Origin of the sequence: Sediminicola luteus (assembly GCF_040566555.1) — a bacterium.
In the GTDB taxonomy this organism is placed as follows: Bacteria; Bacteroidota; Bacteroidia; order Flavobacteriales; family Flavobacteriaceae; genus Sediminicola.
Genome location: NZ_JBEWYP010000004.1, coordinates 42,067 through 58,513, shown reverse-complemented (window position 1 = coordinate 58,513; position 16,447 = coordinate 42,067). Strand labels below are relative to the sequence as shown.

Below are 16,447 nucleotides of genomic sequence, written 5' to 3'. Positions count from 1 at the left end.
ACATTTAATAGTAATAATAAGCACATCCCCGCCTCGCATTTATAATTTTAGGTAATTACTGTACCATTCAACGAAAAATTTAAGATTAGAGAGAAATTATACTATATATTTATGCGCATAAAATCATTCTCATGAAGAAATACATATTACTTCCGGTCTTACTTATCCTAATTACTGCTTGCTCCAAGCCGGAACAAACCATTAATAATCCGGAGCGCATTGGAACAGAAGACCCGAAGGACACTGAGAATATATCCCAGGTAATGAGTAGCTATAAGTTAGGTTATATGATGTTTCCTGCGAAAATGGATTACAGGGATTTGGATAAGTTGGTGCTCTTGGAAAGAGATGCTGATAATCAAGTGATTAAGAGAGTCGGAGGAATGTATGAAGCTTTTAATGAGATGATTGGGTTTTCATATGATTTCTCCGAAAAGATCTACGATGAAGTCTCACATGAAACTGACCGAATCATTGTTAAAAGATCCACTACTGACCCGGAGATCGTGCTACCGGAATTTGTAAGAACATATATCCTAGGGGAAGAAGATAAGATATTGCAAAAGATCATTGACACCCCAGAACAAAAAGATACGCTGGACTATAACTATGATGCGGATGGAAAGCTGTCTACTATTATCTCAAGAAATACATTAAACCCTAAGCACATTCAAATCAGTCTCAATTCAAGTGGAAACCTGGACACCTTAAAAACATTCTATTACGATAACGAGATGAATTTGGAAAAAAAGGTCATTGAAACTTTCAATGGTTACGACCAGGCCGAGAACCCTATTAAGGACCTATCCATCTTCGAAGAATTATTTTATCGGTCACTTTCAACAAATAATTATACCTTCTACATGATTATGGAGACCACTTATTATAACGGTGGGTGGAAAGGCTACTCAACTTATAGGGAATACAGCTTGAAATATGATATTAAAGGTCAAGTGATGTTTGAAGAATGATCCGTAGTCGTGATTCAATTGAGTAGAATATTTAAAGAATCAATAGGGATTGATCAGAAATGTTTTATGTATGTGAAGAACAATAATTTCCCTTCAGTCTGGAAAATTAATGAATGTAAGGACGGAACTATTGGTGTGAATTTTTTAAGCGATAACCGGCCAGGTCTGATACAAATCAATTAGAAACACTACACATTACAATGGCAAATATCCATTATTTAGCTTATTTACTACATTTCAAAAGTTTTTGTACTTTTAACCCAGTATAATTCCATGTTCCATTTGATTAACATCAAACCTTAAGATCGGATTTTTATCCTAAGCTTTCACAGCAAGCTTAAAATGTTAATAAAAAAGAAAATCCAAATTGTATGTTCCTTAAACTTAATTTCCTGTAGCTAGTCAAAAAACTTTACCCAACCTTCATAAGAATATTATTTTGCTTTGTTAAGAACATTAACAACCTACCAACTTCATGTTTAATAGTGCCCTCTTACTCCTATTCTTTTTGTTCCTAAATGGCATTAATGCCCAAATTACCTTGACCAATAATATTGGAACGACCCCTATAGAAACCGACATGTATTCATGTGAAAGGGATGAAGGATGGTCAAGAGTATTTACGTTGTCAGATTTTGGCATTGCGTCCAATGAACAGTTTGTGATCAATTCCGGCCAAGTGGCCTTAAGTAGGTCAAATAATGGCGCCTATTTGCAATTCAGTGTTTTTAGTATTGATGAAAATTTTCCAGAATTTTTTTACTCACTTTATCCTCGCACCTTGCTAGGTACACGAGGAATAGGAAGAGCACCTGTAGTCAATGGAGCTCCGGTGATTGTTGAAGCTCAATTTGATGAACCAATTATTGTGCCAGCGGGTACAAGAAGGATACTTGTAACCGTAAAAAAGATTGAAGACTTTTATAATCCAGAGTCGTCACAAGTATTCATTGCTGGTACAGCTGAAGATACCGGACTCTCATGGTATGAAGGTTGCGAAGGGAATAATAGTTTAACCCCAACATCAGAATTGACCATTCCGGTACCGGATGCCAATTTTTATATTAATGTAACCGGTGAGGTTTTCAACACTCAAAGTTCTGGGTCAATAACCAGACTGTCCCACAATGTTTGTGATGATATTATTGAAACCAGAATACACTCATGTTCGTCATCTCACATATATTGGGCAAGAGATTTTTATTTAGAAGATTTTGGTATTTCAACTAATGAGGAATTCTTCATTACGTCTGGACAAGTTGGTATTAATAAAGTTGGATGGCTTCCTGAAATCAGCTTTAATATTTATGAAATTGATGAAAATTTTCCCTCTTCCTTTTCTGAGGCAAATTTAATAGGTAGTAGCCAATATCAAGAGCTTTCTCCGGTCATAGGAGAAAATTCCCAAATTATTAATGTAGTGTTTGATACCCCAATAGTAGTTCCGGCAGGGGTTAAACGAATTTTGGTCGAAGTGCACAAAGGAATTGTCTACGGAGATGGACTTGCATTCATTGCAGGTTCTACACAAGACACGGGAGTGTCATGGCAAAGAAGGTGTACCAGGATCGCAGGAGGACAGGATTTTGGCTTTGATGAATATGTCGATACCGCTGATTTTGGCAGACCTGAAGCAAATTTTTACATAAATGTTACAGGTAACGTAAATCATGTGACCAATGACTTTTCTATGAACATTTTAAATGATTGTTCAGATTTTTTAAAAGAGTTTAGCATAGCACCTACAAGCAATCTGACTTCCATACTCTGGAATTTTGGTGATCCCGCTTCAGGTACCAACAATACTTCTACAGATTTGTCGCCTTTCCATGATTTTTCAGTTGACGGCACATATACTATAAGTGCTACAATCACAGCAAATGATGGCAGCACTGAGCTTATAACAGAGACCATAAATGTAAAAGATCCTCCAAATGCTTATGGTATTGAAAATATTTATGCCTGTGAAAATAGTTTCAATACAGGTATTTCATCCTCTTTTGAGGTTGCCCATGTTACCCAGCAAGTCCTTGGTGGCCAAAACAATATGAAGGTTACTTTTATTGACGGCAGTGGTAGGGAATACGCAACCTTACCCAACCCATTTACCAATACTTTTAGGGACAGGGAAACGATCATGGTTAGAGTGGCACATAACAACAATGTTTGTTGCTATTCCGAGACAACTTTCGACCTTATTGTCAATCCTATATCAGATCTATCTTCTGTTTCAGATCTCTTTGTATGCAGTAATGATGCAAATGGATTTGCTACTTTCGATTTGGAACAGGTCCAAAATGACATTTTAGCAGGAAGCAATGCTATTTCAGTGACCTTTTATCGCGAAAATGGCAACCAAATACAACAACCGTTAAATGCCGTTATAAACGAAGTCATTAATGAGGAAGAAATAACCGTCCGCGCTTTTGATAGTGGAAATACTTGTCTTAACGAGACAACATTTAAGCTAATGGTGAACCCATTGCCCGTAGTCCATGATTTAGATATTTTGATTGGCTGTGATGATAACGGAGATGGTATTTCGGAATATTTTGACACCTCGTCTATTGAATCACTCGTTCTAGGAAATCAAATGAACACGTCAATATCCTATTTTGATTCCAATGGCAATTCATTGCCCAACCCTTTGCCCAACCCCTATACCAATACTACACTTAATGAAGAAACAATTATCGTACGAGTAACCAATTCCCAGACCAATTGTTATGAAGAGACACCTTTGGTTTTCAGAACATCATCCCAACCACAACTAAATAGTCCACAGCCCGTTTTTGCATGTAATTTGGGAAGCGGGTTTGCTAACTTTGATCTTTCCCATATTGAGTCAGAAATTGTTGGTGACCAAGTTGGGCTGAATTTCATATATTCTGATGCAAATGGAGATGAATTGCCAAGTCCATTATCCCCATTCTTTGAAAATACTGAACCATGGAATCAAACCGTATTTGTACGGGTAGAGAACTCATTGAACAGCTTATGCTATGCTGAAACGAGCATTGACTTATTGGTAATTGAACTTCCTGTAACAAAGCTTGAGCCCGCTTATTATTTGTGTCATCTTGAGCCTTCGCTACCTATTGAAGTGGAAAATGATTTTGACTTTTATAGTTGGGCTTATGAGGATAACAGTATAATTTCCAACACATATAGAGTGGACTTGATACATGCAGGCAGCTATACACTAACGATTGGCAAAAACATATACGGGATTTATTGCGAAAACACCCTTGATTTTGAATTCATAAAATCATCATCTCCTTCAATAACTGAGGTACGGCATAGCAGACTTTCAGAAATTAATTTTATTGAAATAATGGCTACCGGAGATGGAAATTTTGAATATTCCTTGGATGGGGTAAATTTCCAAGAGAGCAATTATTTCTCCGATATTCCAGGAGGTAAATATACTGCAATGGTAAAGGATAAAGACGGATGCGGTGAGGACACAGAAGATGTTACGTTAATTGACTATCCTAGGTTTTTCACTCCAAACAGTGATGGCCGAAACGATTATTGGCATATTATGGGAATAGTAAGTTATCCGAATTCCCGAACATTTATTTTTGATAGGTACGGAAAACTCTTAGCTGAGCTGTCATCGGACGATATTGGATGGGATGGATTTTATAAAGGTAGAGAAGTGAGTTCCAATGACTATTGGTTTAAAACCAATCTTGGAGATGGAGTTATCTTTTCAGGGCACTTTACGCTAAAAAGATAAATGCAAGACCTATAATCCACTGTTAGCATATTTACTGCAATTCGAAAGTTTTTGTACATTTAATCCGGCTCGAATCCAAACTCGATTTTATAAATATCAAATCTCAACAAAGGGTTCTTAGACTACCTGTTGGCAGTAATTAATTACGAAAGATTTCATTTTAACCAAATTTCAAAAAATGAAAATAACAACTTTTCTAACATTTGTGGGTGATCAATGCGGAAAGGCAGAAGAAGCGATAAACTTCTACACATCTATATTTCCAAATTCGGAAATCAAAAGCGTAATAAAATACGCAGAAGGAGAAGCGGGAGGAACTCAGGAACTTATCAAATATGGAGTATTTACTTTAAATGGTACCGAGTACATGGTTTCCGAAAGTAATTATAACCACCCGTGGACCTTTACGCCAGGGGTATCACTTTTTGTTGCATGCAACTCTGAAAATGAGATACAAACCTTATTCGAAGATCTTTCTTCAAATGGAGGCCAAATTATGGTTCCTCTTGACAATTACAAAGGTTCAGGCGATTACGGCTTTGGCAAAAAATTCGGATGGTGTGAGGACAAATACGGCATTTCATGGCAGCTTAACCTTTCAGAATAAATTCGAATTATGAAATAAGTCGCACTACTTTGGAGGAAAAAATGACATGGAAAATATAAAATAACTTTTACCAACAATGTATGTGAAATCAAGGCTACTATTGGATCGCTACGCTTTATTTACTAATCATTGAGGCACATAAGCAATCATGAAGGCATATACTATTAAAAAATACGGAGAGCCTGCTAAAGTACTCAGGCTTATAGAAGTCAAAAAACCTGAACCAAAAAATTCAGAGGTGCTGGTTAAGGTTTGTGCAACGGCGATCAATGATTACGATTGGTGCATTACCACCGGAAAGCCTTTGGCCTATCGTCTGATCTTTGGGATATTTAGTCCCAAGAAAAAATTAAGAATTCCAGGAATGGAAGTAGCAGGAATTGTGGAGCAGGTGGGAAATAATGCTACCAAATTTAAAGTTGGTGATGCCGTGTACGGCGATATTTCAGAATTCGGATTTGGCAGCTTTGCTGAGTTTCTTTGCATAGATGAAAAAGCACTTGCTCGAATGCCAAATAGCATGAGCTTTGAAGAGGCAACTAGTATACCACACGCTGCCATGCTCGCCCTGCAAGCGCTTCGGGATGTGGGACAAATCAAAGATCATCAGAAGATCTTGATTAATGGAGGCGGCGGTGGCGTTGGTTCATTTGGGATTCAATTAGCCAAACTTTGCAACACAAATGTCACAGGGGTCGATACAGGTGATAAATTAAAAGCGATGGAAACCCAAGGGTTCGACACCGTAATTGACTATAAAAAAGAAGACTTTACGAAGAGTGACCAGAAATATGATCTAATTGTTGATTGCAGGACCAATAGATCGCTCTGGGAATTTTTAAAGGTTCTTAAACCGGAAGGAAAATATGTTACCATAGGTGGCAGGTCCGGCAAGCTGTTGCAAATATTTTATATGATTCCAATACTAAAGTTATTTAGCAAGAAACGTATTCATATGGTCATGTTAAAAGCTAATAAGGACTTGGATTATATTAATCAGCTATATGAGGACAAGAAGATAAATTGTGTAATAGACGGCCCATATACTTTTGACAAAATACCCAGGGCGATTCAACGCTTCGGGGATGCACTCCACAATGGTAAAATTGTAATTTCAGTATACAAACCTTGAGACAACAGTGGCTATAATTCAGCGATACTCTATTACTTTTAAAACGAATTTCCCTACCTTTATTCAGCTTGATTTCTTGGCTGGAAATCCTGACGGATTTCACACTCCTAAATTATAGCATAGACGTTAGGGTAAATTTTAAAAAAAAAGAATAAATGGATCGTATAGTCAGACTTTTACTTTGGATTCTTCTTATCGCAAATGCAGTAGCCCTAATTGTTACTCTCATCGATTTATGGCCCAATAATCCATTAAAAGAGTATAGCTTTCTTTTAGCGATATCCTTTATAACTTTGGGTGGTTTTATCCGCCAGGCAATCAAAAGGAAATCTGAAAGGCATTTAATACAGTAAGTGCAATGAATCTTTAAGACCACTCGACCTTCAATAAATTAAAAACATACCCTAACCAGGGTTATGATTCATTGTGGAAAACATTCAAAATCGATAAAAAATGCTAAATAATTTAAAGAAAAAGGCTGTTATAAAAATAGCAGCCACCTGATTTCCTACTTGGATAAGTCTACGATGCCAGCACATCAACCTCCTACCGCTATCGCAGATGTCGTCCTAAAAAATCCTAGACGAACTGCAACCTGCACTACGGATAGAATAATTTCATTGAATTAACAACAAATACACATAGCATGAATTATAAAGAAAAAATAGGAACCAAAGAGAATCCAATGGTGCTCAAAACACCTCCATTGTCATCAGAATATACCATGCATGTCGCTGAAAAGGACGGAAAAGAAATATTGGTCTGTACGGTTAAATCCACCATCCTTCATTATGACATCCGTTGCCTCGAAGACTTATATACCATGCTCAAAGAGCACGGGGACTGGATGGAACTTGGGAGCAAGGATGAGAAAGTGGAAACCAAGGAAGGCACTGTTGAGCATTGGGGCCGCTCTCCAAAGAACCCAATTGGAGGATGGTACGGTTTAAAAAAAGGCTTCAAAGGTAGATTTGGCATGTATATCCCACCTCTAATGGAAGCACTTGGACTTGCTGAAGTGACACATGAAAAACGAGGTAATAAAATGAAAGCCATATCAGAACAGTAGGCAACAATAGCTATAATCATTGAGGCATTATACATTATACTTCTGAATCCTGTTGGCTAACGGGATTCTTTTCGGTTCATATTTCCTAATTTAGTAGCTTATACTACCCAACTACTAAAACGCAAGAACACAATCGATTTAGAATGAAAAAAACCATCACTGTATTACTTCTACTTGGACTTTCCACTTTAAGCTTTGGACAGACATCTAATGGTATAACAAAAGAAAGATTAAGCCAGCTAGAGACGCTGGTCGACCTAATAAAACACGACCGGATTCAAGAACTGGCAGACCGGGCTAAGTTCCCCATTAAACGACCAAATCCTATCCCGGACCTTAAAACCAAAGAGCAGTTTATCCTGTATTATCCAGTACTGTTCGACTCCATTTTTAAAGAAAAACTAACCACCGCAACATTCAACGATGCCAACACCATTGACCGGTATAATGGCTTTGGATTATTCAGAGGTGATATATGGCTTTCTGACGATGGCGGTATTATGACAATCAACTACAACTCGCCACAAGAGCTAGACCTGCAAAGAAAACTGCACCTAGAAACCGAACATAAAATTCATCCCAGTATTGCCGATTGGGAAAAGAATGTTCTCGTTTGCCAAACCGATAGATACCTCATAAGGATTGACATAATGGATAACAATGAACTTCGCTATATCTCTTGGAACAAACCAAAACAAATTACTGATAAACCCGACTTAATATTATTTGACGGTGAAGCGAAATTTCAGGGATCCATGGGAGGGGTGACCTACACCTTTGAGAATGGAAAATGGACTTATGAAATAGACCGAGTAGCAATGGCGGAATCGGACGAGAAACTTGGCCTATACCTTAGGGTATCTCGAAAAAACAAAGTGAAAATGATCTTTAAAACTGAGGAAATAAATTAAAACAACCTCCTACAGAACAAGGATGGTTCAAACCCCCGTTGAACCCACCATATACGTACAGTTCTTATAAACTCAAAAACCCACTTTTATGAAAAAAATAATTTTAATTGCTGCCTTTTCTTTATTATTAATTGGATGTAATATGAATCCAAGCAAAGAAGCTAGAATTCAAAAACTTGAAACCGAGATACTGAAGGCAATGGATAAAATTAGAAGTCTAGAAAGCAGAATTCAAAATCTTGAAGACATAAAAGGGGAACTTAACACAAGAATTCTTGAGCTTGAAAAACAATAAATTAAATAACAACTAATAAAGCCAGTATAAAACGCATTGAAATCTACCTTATGCTGACCATTGCTAAGGCAGTTATTGAAACACACAACTCCTCTTCCCTGGGACTGTTAGTATTAACTGAGAAGAAATAGAAATGAGTATAGAAAAAGCATATAACTCTTGGGCCGGACAATACGATACAAACATAAATAAGACTCGTGATCTAGACAAAAAAGCAACCATTGAGACCTTATCGAAATACAAGTTTAAACATGTGTTGGAACTAGGGTGCGGAACAGGGAAAAATACTGGCTGGCTATTGGGTAAAGCCGAGCAAGTGATCGGACTGGATTTCTCCCAAGAGATGTTGAATATTGCCAAAGAGAAAACTCCTGATCATAGAGCTCTATTTAAAAGAGCTGATCTCAACAAAGAGTGGGAAATCGATAATCAATTCGCGGACCTGGTAACGTCAAGCCTTACTCTTGAACATATTTATAATTTGAACCATATTTTTAATCAGGCAAATCAGAAATTAAAGAATGGAGGTATATTCTTTATAAGCGAACTGCATCCCTTCAAACAGTACTCAGGCAGTAAAGCAAAATACGAAACCGAAAACGGAACGCAGGAGTTAGAAGTTTATATTCACCACATTTCCGAATATGTTGATGATGCAAAAAATAACGGTTTTGAATTGATGGAATTAAAAGAGTGGTTTGACGATAATCCCGTAAATGAAATACCAAGACTTATATCTTTTGTCTTCAGAAAAAACACCAGTACCAAAATAACCTAGACTGCATCATTACGCGCCATAGCTATACTATTGTACTACATTGGCTAAAAACCATTGTTTAGCCTATCCCCTACACATCTATTATTTTGGTCCCCACATCTTCTTTAAGTTTCCCTATTCCTAAACGCCGGGCCTGAAATCCGATCAGAGGGCCGGCGAGAATGGAAGATAGGAGGGCCGAAAAAACGATGGCCACAAAAATTGCCTGCCCTATGAGTTGCAATTCAATGGCAAGGGTTGCCACCACAATCTCCATGGCCCCTCCAGGAATAAAGATCAAGCCCATTAAAACAGAAGTTTTCTGGGACTGTTTGCCCAAATAGGCGCCTAACCAAGCCCCTGCAAATTTTCCCAAAATAGCCACCGCACAAAAAAGTACAGTAGGCCACAATTCCAAACCGACCAAGAAATCTATCTTAAGACCTAGGGTGGCGAAAAAAAGGGGCACAAAAATGGCGTGCAAGGTGTCCGACAAATTGTTGCGAAGATCCTCAGTGACCCTTTTTGAGCTTCCCGCCATGGTACCGGCCAGGAAAAATCCCAGAATGGCATGGATACCCATCCATTGTGTGATGGCCCCACAAAGCAACCCAACACTTACAATAAGGGTCTGTGCAGCTGCGGGCTGAGGTAATGATGTAGCCTGGACACGTCTAATGGCATAATTCAATATTTTGGCCCCAATAGCAATACTTAGGGCGATAAACCCTATTACCATTAATGCCTTGCCTCCCAGATCAATAACGCTCATGGAATGGGCAGTAACTAGGGACATCACAACGGTAAACAATAACCATCCAAAAATATCATTGATCGCACAGGCCGAAAGCGCCAGGGAGGCCTCGGGCGTTTTGTTGATGCCAAGATCCCCCAATGCACGTGCCACCACGGTTATGGCCGTGATAGATCCTGCCACGGACAAAAACAATGGAAACGAGAGGGATGTTGCCGCCTCTCCCCAATAAACAGGGTCCAAAGTACTGAATACAGGATAACCTATGGCGATGGGAAACAGCACCCCAACGATACCGATAAGGATGGCGGCTTTGCCGCTTCGGAGCGCTTGCTGTACATTTACATGAAAGCCAGAGGAGAGTAATAGAAAGAAAACCCCAAGCCATGAAACCGTTTCCAACATAATGTACTGTGCCTCGTTATGGGGAAACAGCATGTTTTGTAATTCCGGTGCTACCCGTCCGAAAAGTGTTGGACCCAAAATGACGCCGGCCAGAATCTCACCTGTAATAGCAGGGATCTTTATGGACTCACAGAGTACACCTAAGGACCGTGCCAACCCCAAGAGAACAAGGATTTGCACCAGAAAAAGTAGGATATGGCTTTCGCTTAGGTAATGCACGTCAGTTTTTTAACCAGTTGGACTTTATTTATGGCATCGTAGTGACTTCGATCATAGAAATCCAAGGAACAGCAACACCCTATTTTTTGCTATGGCATTCTTGAGGAATACATGGTTATTTATGCCTTCGAGAGGAAAAACCAGATTTACGCATCTTTTACATGGCACGCATTCATATCTATTACTCCTTTTGGAACGTTAGCAGCGGTATTCTGGTTTGGAATGCCGTATTTTGAGTGACACTCTTTTGAAATACCTTTTCTAAAAAATTGGTATGGTGGGTGAACATCACAACCATATCGGCCTCTACAACTGTAAGAAATTTGTTGATCCCTTCAATAATAGAGCTGCTTTTAAATTCCCTGAATTTTATTTTTTGATAGGAAAAATCTTTTCTAAGTCGCTCTTCCTCCTCTTCCAAATCTCCTTCAAAGCCCTCCTTGCCCCTATTGATATGGAGGATATGTATCCATGAATCCATTAATTTCGCAAATGGGATAACGGAAGCAATCTCCTCCTTAACATGCTGAAGGTCGGTAGAGTACACCATCTGCCCTAAACCTTTATATTCCGCAAATTCGGGAATGGTCAGGACAGGTATGCTGCTATTTTCAATGATGCCGGCGGCATTACTTCCGAAGAGGATCTTTTTTAGGCCACTGGCCCCTTTAGTTCCAATACAGATCAAATCGATCTTATTTTCCAATGCGGCTATTTCCACTGCCTTTTGTATGGAAGAGCTGTGAATAATTTTATAGCTTATATCTATCTTATGGTTATTGTTCGTTTTAATAGATGCCACAAGATCCTTCATTCCCTCCTCGGAACTGTTTTTTATAGCCTCCCCAAGTTTTTTGGATCCTATTCTGGCCCTTCCGGGTGCATTGATATCTACTATGTGTAGTAATATAAGGGCAACCTCTGTGTCCTTACTAAAATCTACCGCATACCGGATGGCTACCTTTGATAATTCGGATAAATCTGTTGGTATTAATATTCTCATGGCATACTGTTTTTAGGTTTGATACTTAAAATTATCCTACTGTTTATTTGTATCCTATGACATCCATCATAGATTAAACACGTATAAGGGAATGGGCCTAATACATCCATCCTATTTTGTTCATTTTTTTGAATGGCGGTTACATAAAACCCTTGAAGGCCATTGAAATGTATTGTCATTAACATCTAAATTCGTGAAGTGCCAGTATGGGAATAGTACTTTGATACCCAAGATTTTTTACCATGGGTCTGGATAAAATCATTTCAAAGAAGCTGTGTTTTTTATTCCTAAAGGCAACCATATCACTACCTCGACTTTTTATGAATGAGTTGATACCCTTTTGTACATTATTATCTTTCAAGGTATGAAAAGAGTAGTCCAATCCTTCAAAATAATCTTTCAATAGGTTTTGATGATTTATTTGTTCTTCATCCAGAGGCACCTCTTTTTTAATGACATTAACAATGACGATTGAAGCATTAGAGATTTTTGCTATGTCTACCAAGTACTGAAATTGCCGTCTTTTGATAGTTGATCTGTAGTTCGTTGGATAAACAATTTCTTTTATTTCTTTATATTTAGTCATTGCCGGTATGGCGAGTACCGGACAGTCTCTGATTTCTTCCATGGCAAGTACGGTTTGGCCTCCATAGATTTCCAATCGGGAATCGGTTGCTCCCTTGGTGCCCATGACCACCAAATCTATGTCCTGTTTATCAACAATATTCTTCATCGTGTCTATTAAATTCCCAAATTCAGAGATCTTTCGGAATTTATGGTTCTTGGTAGTACCGCCATCTGAAATCTGTTTAAGGGCAAATTTTAAGCCGCCGATCGATTTTTTACGAGATCCCTCCAGATCCCTGCTAACGCTCATCTCCAGTGCATAGCCTTCTACGCTATAGGTATTAAGAATATAAAACTCACAGGTTTCGTTCTTAAATAGTTCAATAGCATAATCAATTGCGTTTTGAGCATTATTTGAGAAATCTGTTGGACAAAGTATTCTTCGCTTCATAATTAAGAATATTGAAATCTGTGAACAGAAATATATTTTTTTTATGAAGAGACAACAATGACATTTGTCAGTCCGGTTAGCGTAAGATGGTAAGAGCCAGTCTCCCATTAGGGCAAATAAGGTTCTAAAATCTTCTGTAAATTGATCGCTATCTACCTAATATAAGGTGAGTTAAAACATAACAATTACTTAATATTGGAGTTTCAAATTGTGAACTATATTCGCCCAATTTCTAAAAGATAAAAAAAACATGAAATCCAAATATCAAATTACTGCTTTACTAATCATCTTAATGGCATTAAACACTAATGCACAGACAGATACATTGAAAACTACAACAGAAAATAAACCATTACCAATTAAAATAGACAAAAAATGGTATGACAACATAGGGATAAGAGGCTATACCCAAGTGAGATACAACCGACTATTGGAAACAAACGAAAACTTAGGTTGTGAACAGTGCGATAGATCTTGGGGCAAGGATGGCGGTTTTTTCCTTAGACGTATGCGTGTCATTTTATACGGACAAATTAGCAAACAAGTCTACTTTTATATTCAACCTGACTTAGCCAGTAGTGCAAGTTCGGAGAGGTTGCATTTTGCCCAATTAAGGGATGCGTATTTTGATATTGGTCTAGACAAAGACAATGAATATAGAATCAGAATTGGGCAAAGCAAAATTCCATATGGATTTGAAAATATGCAATCGAGTCAGAATAGGATTCCATTGGATAGAAATGATGCTTTGAACAGCGCCGTGGCCAATGAAAGGGATCTGGGGGTTTTCTTCTATTGGGCACCTAAAAAATACAGAGAACTATTTTCTGAACTTGTAAAATCAGGATTAAAAGGTAGCGGGGATTATGGGATAGTTGGTTTTGGTGCATTCAATGGACAAGCAGCAAACAATCCGGAAGCAAATAACGATCCGCATGTTGTGGCAAGGGTTACGTATCCCTTTAAGGTGAAAAACCAAATCATTGAAGCAGGAATACAAGGATATACTGGTCAATATGTACTTTCAAAAGCCAATTTAAGCACTGGTGTACTAAATGCCAATGAGGATTTAAATTATTTAGATCAAAGAATAGCCGCTTCTTTCATTTTGTACCCAAAACCCTTCGGCTTTCAAACGGAATACAATATTGGAAAAGGACCAGAATTTAATCCCACCACCTCAACCATTGAAAATTCAAGTTTAGAAGGTGGATACGCCCAAATCATGTATAAATTGGACTTCAAAGAACAAACATTGATTCCCTTTACAAGGTATCAGTATTATGATGGAGGTAAAAAGCACGAAAGGGACGCTAGAAGTTATAAGGTCAATGATTTAGAAATAGGGCTTGAATGGCAACCGCTTAAGAATTTTGAATTAGTCGCTAATTATACCATTTCTAAAAGGAGATACGAGGATTTTTTGAAACCTGTTAATCTACAAGAAGGGAATTTATTGAGGCTGCAAGCACAATTGAACTTTTAAACATCAAAAGGTAACACATAAGCAATGCTGCCCAATTTGGGCAGCATTGCTATTTTAGAAACATAGGTATTTTTAAAATTTATCTTCCAAACTAGTCGAACCGACACCTACATTGATGAATGATGAGTGTACCGAAAGTAGCAAATCTTGGTGATTGGGATCATTGGGTATTCATAAATTGATATAATCTAAAATACGGTATAAAGTGTTGTTAGGATAACCCCTTCACCATCACTTAAATTCACAGCTACTAATTGTTTTTCCTTTTTTACCTTAAAATTAAATGGAGGGGCCAATAGGTTTACTCCACTCTGTTTCTTTAGCCTAATCCCTTGGCCAGAAATAATCTCTTTATTGGGTATAAAATCTCCTGCCGGTAGATGTTCTGTTAAAATAACATATTTAAATTCAGTCAACTTGCCTACTATACTTTGTACTTCTGCATTTGATAAGTGTTGTAGTACTTGTCTTACTAAAGCACAATCTCCTTTTGGCAAATCATCCACTGCGATATCCAAACAATGGAATTCAAGATTTTCTTCATTATATTTTTCTTTATTATGCGCTATTAGGCCTGGTACTATATCTACCGCAACATACCTCGCAGTATATCTTACCAATTCTTTACCTACATTAAAATCTCCACAGCCTAAGTCGCATACCACAAGTGGATTTTTAAAAGAAGTCAAAAATGATGTTAGCGACTCTATATATGGGTTTACTATCTCAGGGTGATGCGACCCTGCCCCAGAATAAAAGTCGGACTTATTATCTCCCCAAAGATTCATTTTATAAACCTGTGCCATAGCATCTTTGGTAGGCCAAGGCTTCTTTATTTTATTCCTCCCATTTTCTTTCTTCTTCATAAATGTGCTATTGGTTCATTCAAAGAATAGATGCATAATATACAAAACTGACAACTCAATATTGAAATACAATTGTAATAATGGCCAAGGCCAATAATTTAGTATATTTACTACAGTTCAAATATTTTCATGCCTTTTATTTGGACCGTATCCAATTCATTACATTGGTTTCTTGGAGCAATCATTCCCATTAACTACCCACAATAAAACATTCCGTCGTTTGGTTGGAGCTTATTTCATGTCAATAAAGTAACATATGCATAGACACTATTTAATTTTTGCACTGTGCTTGTTTTTACAATTCATCAATGTAGGGTGTAAAACAACTAGGCTTAGTATTGAGGAAATATATGACGAAGACCTGGCCAAAGGAAATCCTGAATATTACGAAGGACTAAAAGTAGTTCTTTCTGAGTTTCAGAACCATCTTATTGAAAATGGGATTCTGGAAAATTCTGAGAACAAATCCTATATTAAGCTGTTGAAAAAAATAAAAAAGGATAACAAAAAGGATTTTGAAATAAGTTACGACTTCAATGAAGCTTTGGATAGTTTAAAGGTCCAAAAGAAAAACGAAGGTCTTTCCATGGAAGCAAGGGCTAAAAAGTTTAAACATTCCAAACCAAAAGATCTCAATAGGATTTTACCATTTTATACCATAGCTGAAACCACCAATGGGAGACCCAGTGATTCCCTCATCGCAAAAAAGTTCTTGAAATTTTACAAACAAGAGGATTATGATTTGCCAATTGTCAGGGTTAAACTGTTCAAATTCCTAGATCCAGATCCGAAAGGTGTGATCTATATTTATTTAGGTAGACCAACAAAAGAATAAATTGACGTTCCAACTAGGGCTCACCTCTTTTTTTTAATCATAAGTGCTATAATTTAAAAGATGCCGTACAATAGCCTTGTTTGAATTCCGTTCTCTTTTTGCTGACCTTAATCCCAACGGTTGAATTTAATTAAGCACCACCTATGATTCTATTATTTCTGTTTATTCCCATTTCAACAATCATTCTGTTTTTTGTCAAAGACGCCAAAAAGAACAGAAGGAATAATGTCAATTTCTTTCTTATTGCAAATTGCCTCATATTTTTTAGCCCATTGATTATAGCATATTTTACAAAAAGTACAGGTGGCAATATGTGGAGTGGTGAATCTGGGGTTGTTTTATGGGTCTATATGGCCTTATTACCCTTATGTTTATTT

The 16,447-nt window shown here is 37.5% G+C and carries 14 protein-coding genes; 10 read left to right on the top strand and 4 right to left on the bottom strand.

Annotation, left to right across the window (positions count from 1 at the left end; all coding sequences use genetic code 11):
* Nucleotides 1–131: 131 nt before the first annotated feature.
* The 8 genes from ABXZ32_RS08925 to ABXZ32_RS08890 all read left to right on the top strand — a co-directional run bounded on the left by ABXZ32_RS08925 (nt 132) and on the right by ABXZ32_RS08890 (nt 9,505).
* Entirely contained in the window at nt 132–971 is an 840-nt protein-coding gene (locus ABXZ32_RS08925; RefSeq protein ID WP_354618332.1) for a hypothetical protein, read from the top strand.
* Between the two features lie 475 nt (nt 972–1,446).
* Nucleotides 1,447–4,713 (top strand): T9SS type B sorting domain-containing protein, encoded by a 3,267-nt coding sequence (locus tag ABXZ32_RS08920; RefSeq protein WP_354618331.1) that lies wholly within the window; start codon nt 1,447–1,449, stop codon nt 4,711–4,713.
* Nucleotides 4,714–4,891: 178 nt separating this feature from the next.
* Nucleotides 4,892–5,320: a VOC family protein gene (locus ABXZ32_RS08915; protein ID WP_354618330.1), complete on the top strand. Its 429-nt coding sequence runs from the start codon at nt 4,892–4,894 to the stop codon at nt 5,318–5,320.
* 148 nt (nt 5,321–5,468) lie between these two features.
* A complete protein-coding gene (locus tag ABXZ32_RS08910) occupies nt 5,469–6,452 on the top strand; it encodes an NAD(P)-dependent alcohol dehydrogenase (RefSeq protein ID WP_354618329.1) in 984 nt (327 codons plus the stop codon).
* A 646-nt stretch (nt 6,453–7,098) separates the two neighbouring features.
* Nucleotides 7,099–7,521, top strand: a complete 423-nt coding sequence (locus ABXZ32_RS08905; protein ID WP_354618328.1) for a DUF6855 family protein — start codon at nt 7,099–7,101, stop codon at nt 7,519–7,521.
* A 143-nt stretch (nt 7,522–7,664) separates the two neighbouring features.
* Nucleotides 7,665–8,432: a hypothetical protein gene (locus ABXZ32_RS08900; protein ID WP_354618327.1), complete on the top strand. Its 768-nt coding sequence runs from the start codon at nt 7,665–7,667 to the stop codon at nt 8,430–8,432.
* Between the two features lie 88 nt (nt 8,433–8,520).
* Nucleotides 8,521–8,727: a hypothetical protein gene (locus ABXZ32_RS08895; protein WP_354618326.1), complete on the top strand. Its 207-nt coding sequence runs from the start codon at nt 8,521–8,523 to the stop codon at nt 8,725–8,727.
* A gap of 133 nt (nt 8,728–8,860) precedes the next feature.
* Nucleotides 8,861–9,505, top strand: coding sequence for a class I SAM-dependent DNA methyltransferase (locus ABXZ32_RS08890; protein WP_354618325.1), 645 nt, complete (start codon nt 8,861–8,863; stop codon nt 9,503–9,505).
* 70 nt (nt 9,506–9,575) lie between these two features.
* On the opposite strand, the gene ABXZ32_RS08885 is transcribed toward ABXZ32_RS08890, so the two are convergent.
* The 3 genes from ABXZ32_RS08885 to ABXZ32_RS08875 form a co-directional block, all read right to left on the bottom strand.
* A complete protein-coding gene (locus tag ABXZ32_RS08885; protein WP_354618324.1) occupies nt 9,576–10,862 on the bottom strand; it encodes a cation:proton antiporter in 1,287 nt (428 codons plus the stop codon).
* Nucleotides 10,863–11,043: 181 nt separating this feature from the next.
* Nucleotides 11,044–11,865 (bottom strand): universal stress protein, encoded by an 822-nt coding sequence (locus ABXZ32_RS08880; protein WP_354618323.1) that lies wholly within the window; start codon nt 11,863–11,865, stop codon nt 11,044–11,046.
* A 178-nt stretch (nt 11,866–12,043) separates the two neighbouring features.
* Entirely contained in the window at nt 12,044–12,883 is an 840-nt protein-coding gene (locus ABXZ32_RS08875; RefSeq protein WP_354618322.1) for a universal stress protein, read from the bottom strand.
* Between the two features lie 250 nt (nt 12,884–13,133).
* Here ABXZ32_RS08875 and ABXZ32_RS08870 point away from each other — a divergent pair, with 250 nt between their 5' ends.
* Entirely contained in the window at nt 13,134–14,369 is a 1,236-nt protein-coding gene (locus tag ABXZ32_RS08870; protein ID WP_354618321.1) for a porin, read from the top strand.
* Between the two features lie 188 nt (nt 14,370–14,557).
* On the opposite strand, the gene ABXZ32_RS08865 is transcribed toward ABXZ32_RS08870, so the two are convergent.
* Complete coding sequence (locus tag ABXZ32_RS08865; protein ID WP_354618320.1) at nt 14,558–15,235, bottom strand: class I SAM-dependent methyltransferase; 678 nt, start codon at nt 15,233–15,235, stop codon at nt 14,558–14,560.
* Between the two features lie 256 nt (nt 15,236–15,491).
* Between ABXZ32_RS08865 and ABXZ32_RS08860 the strand changes: the two genes are divergently transcribed.
* Nucleotides 15,492–16,070: a hypothetical protein gene (locus ABXZ32_RS08860; protein WP_354618319.1), complete on the top strand. Its 579-nt coding sequence runs from the start codon at nt 15,492–15,494 to the stop codon at nt 16,068–16,070.
* Nucleotides 16,071–16,447 lie beyond the last annotated feature (377 nt).

Excerpts from the sequence above, each read along its gene's own strand:
- ABXZ32_RS08925 (WP_354618332.1), top strand. The coding sequence starts at position 132 with ATGAAGAAATACATATTACTTCCGGTCTTACTTATCCTAATTACTGCT.
- ABXZ32_RS08920 (WP_354618331.1), top strand. The coding sequence starts at position 1,447 with ATGTTTAATAGTGCCCTCTTACTCCTATTCTTTTTGTTCCTAAATGGC.
- ABXZ32_RS08915 (WP_354618330.1), top strand. The coding sequence starts at position 4,892 with ATGAAAATAACAACTTTTCTAACATTTGTGGGTGATCAATGCGGAAAG.
- ABXZ32_RS08910 (WP_354618329.1), top strand. The coding sequence starts at position 5,469 with ATGAAGGCATATACTATTAAAAAATACGGAGAGCCTGCTAAAGTACTC.
- ABXZ32_RS08905 (WP_354618328.1), top strand. The coding sequence starts at position 7,099 with ATGAATTATAAAGAAAAAATAGGAACCAAAGAGAATCCAATGGTGCTC.
- ABXZ32_RS08900 (WP_354618327.1), top strand. The coding sequence starts at position 7,665 with ATGAAAAAAACCATCACTGTATTACTTCTACTTGGACTTTCCACTTTA.
- ABXZ32_RS08895 (WP_354618326.1), top strand. The coding sequence starts at position 8,521 with ATGAAAAAAATAATTTTAATTGCTGCCTTTTCTTTATTATTAATTGGA.
- ABXZ32_RS08890 (WP_354618325.1), top strand. The coding sequence starts at position 8,861 with ATGAGTATAGAAAAAGCATATAACTCTTGGGCCGGACAATACGATACA.
- ABXZ32_RS08880 (WP_354618323.1), bottom strand. The coding sequence starts at position 11,865 with ATGAGAATATTAATACCAACAGATTTATCCGAATTATCAAAGGTAGCC.
- ABXZ32_RS08875 (WP_354618322.1), bottom strand. The coding sequence starts at position 12,883 with ATGAAGCGAAGAATACTTTGTCCAACAGATTTCTCAAATAATGCTCAA.
- ABXZ32_RS08870 (WP_354618321.1), top strand. The coding sequence starts at position 13,134 with ATGAAATCCAAATATCAAATTACTGCTTTACTAATCATCTTAATGGCA.
- ABXZ32_RS08865 (WP_354618320.1), bottom strand. The coding sequence starts at position 15,235 with ATGAAGAAGAAAGAAAATGGGAGGAATAAAATAAAGAAGCCTTGGCCT.
- ABXZ32_RS08860 (WP_354618319.1), top strand. The coding sequence starts at position 15,492 with ATGCATAGACACTATTTAATTTTTGCACTGTGCTTGTTTTTACAATTC.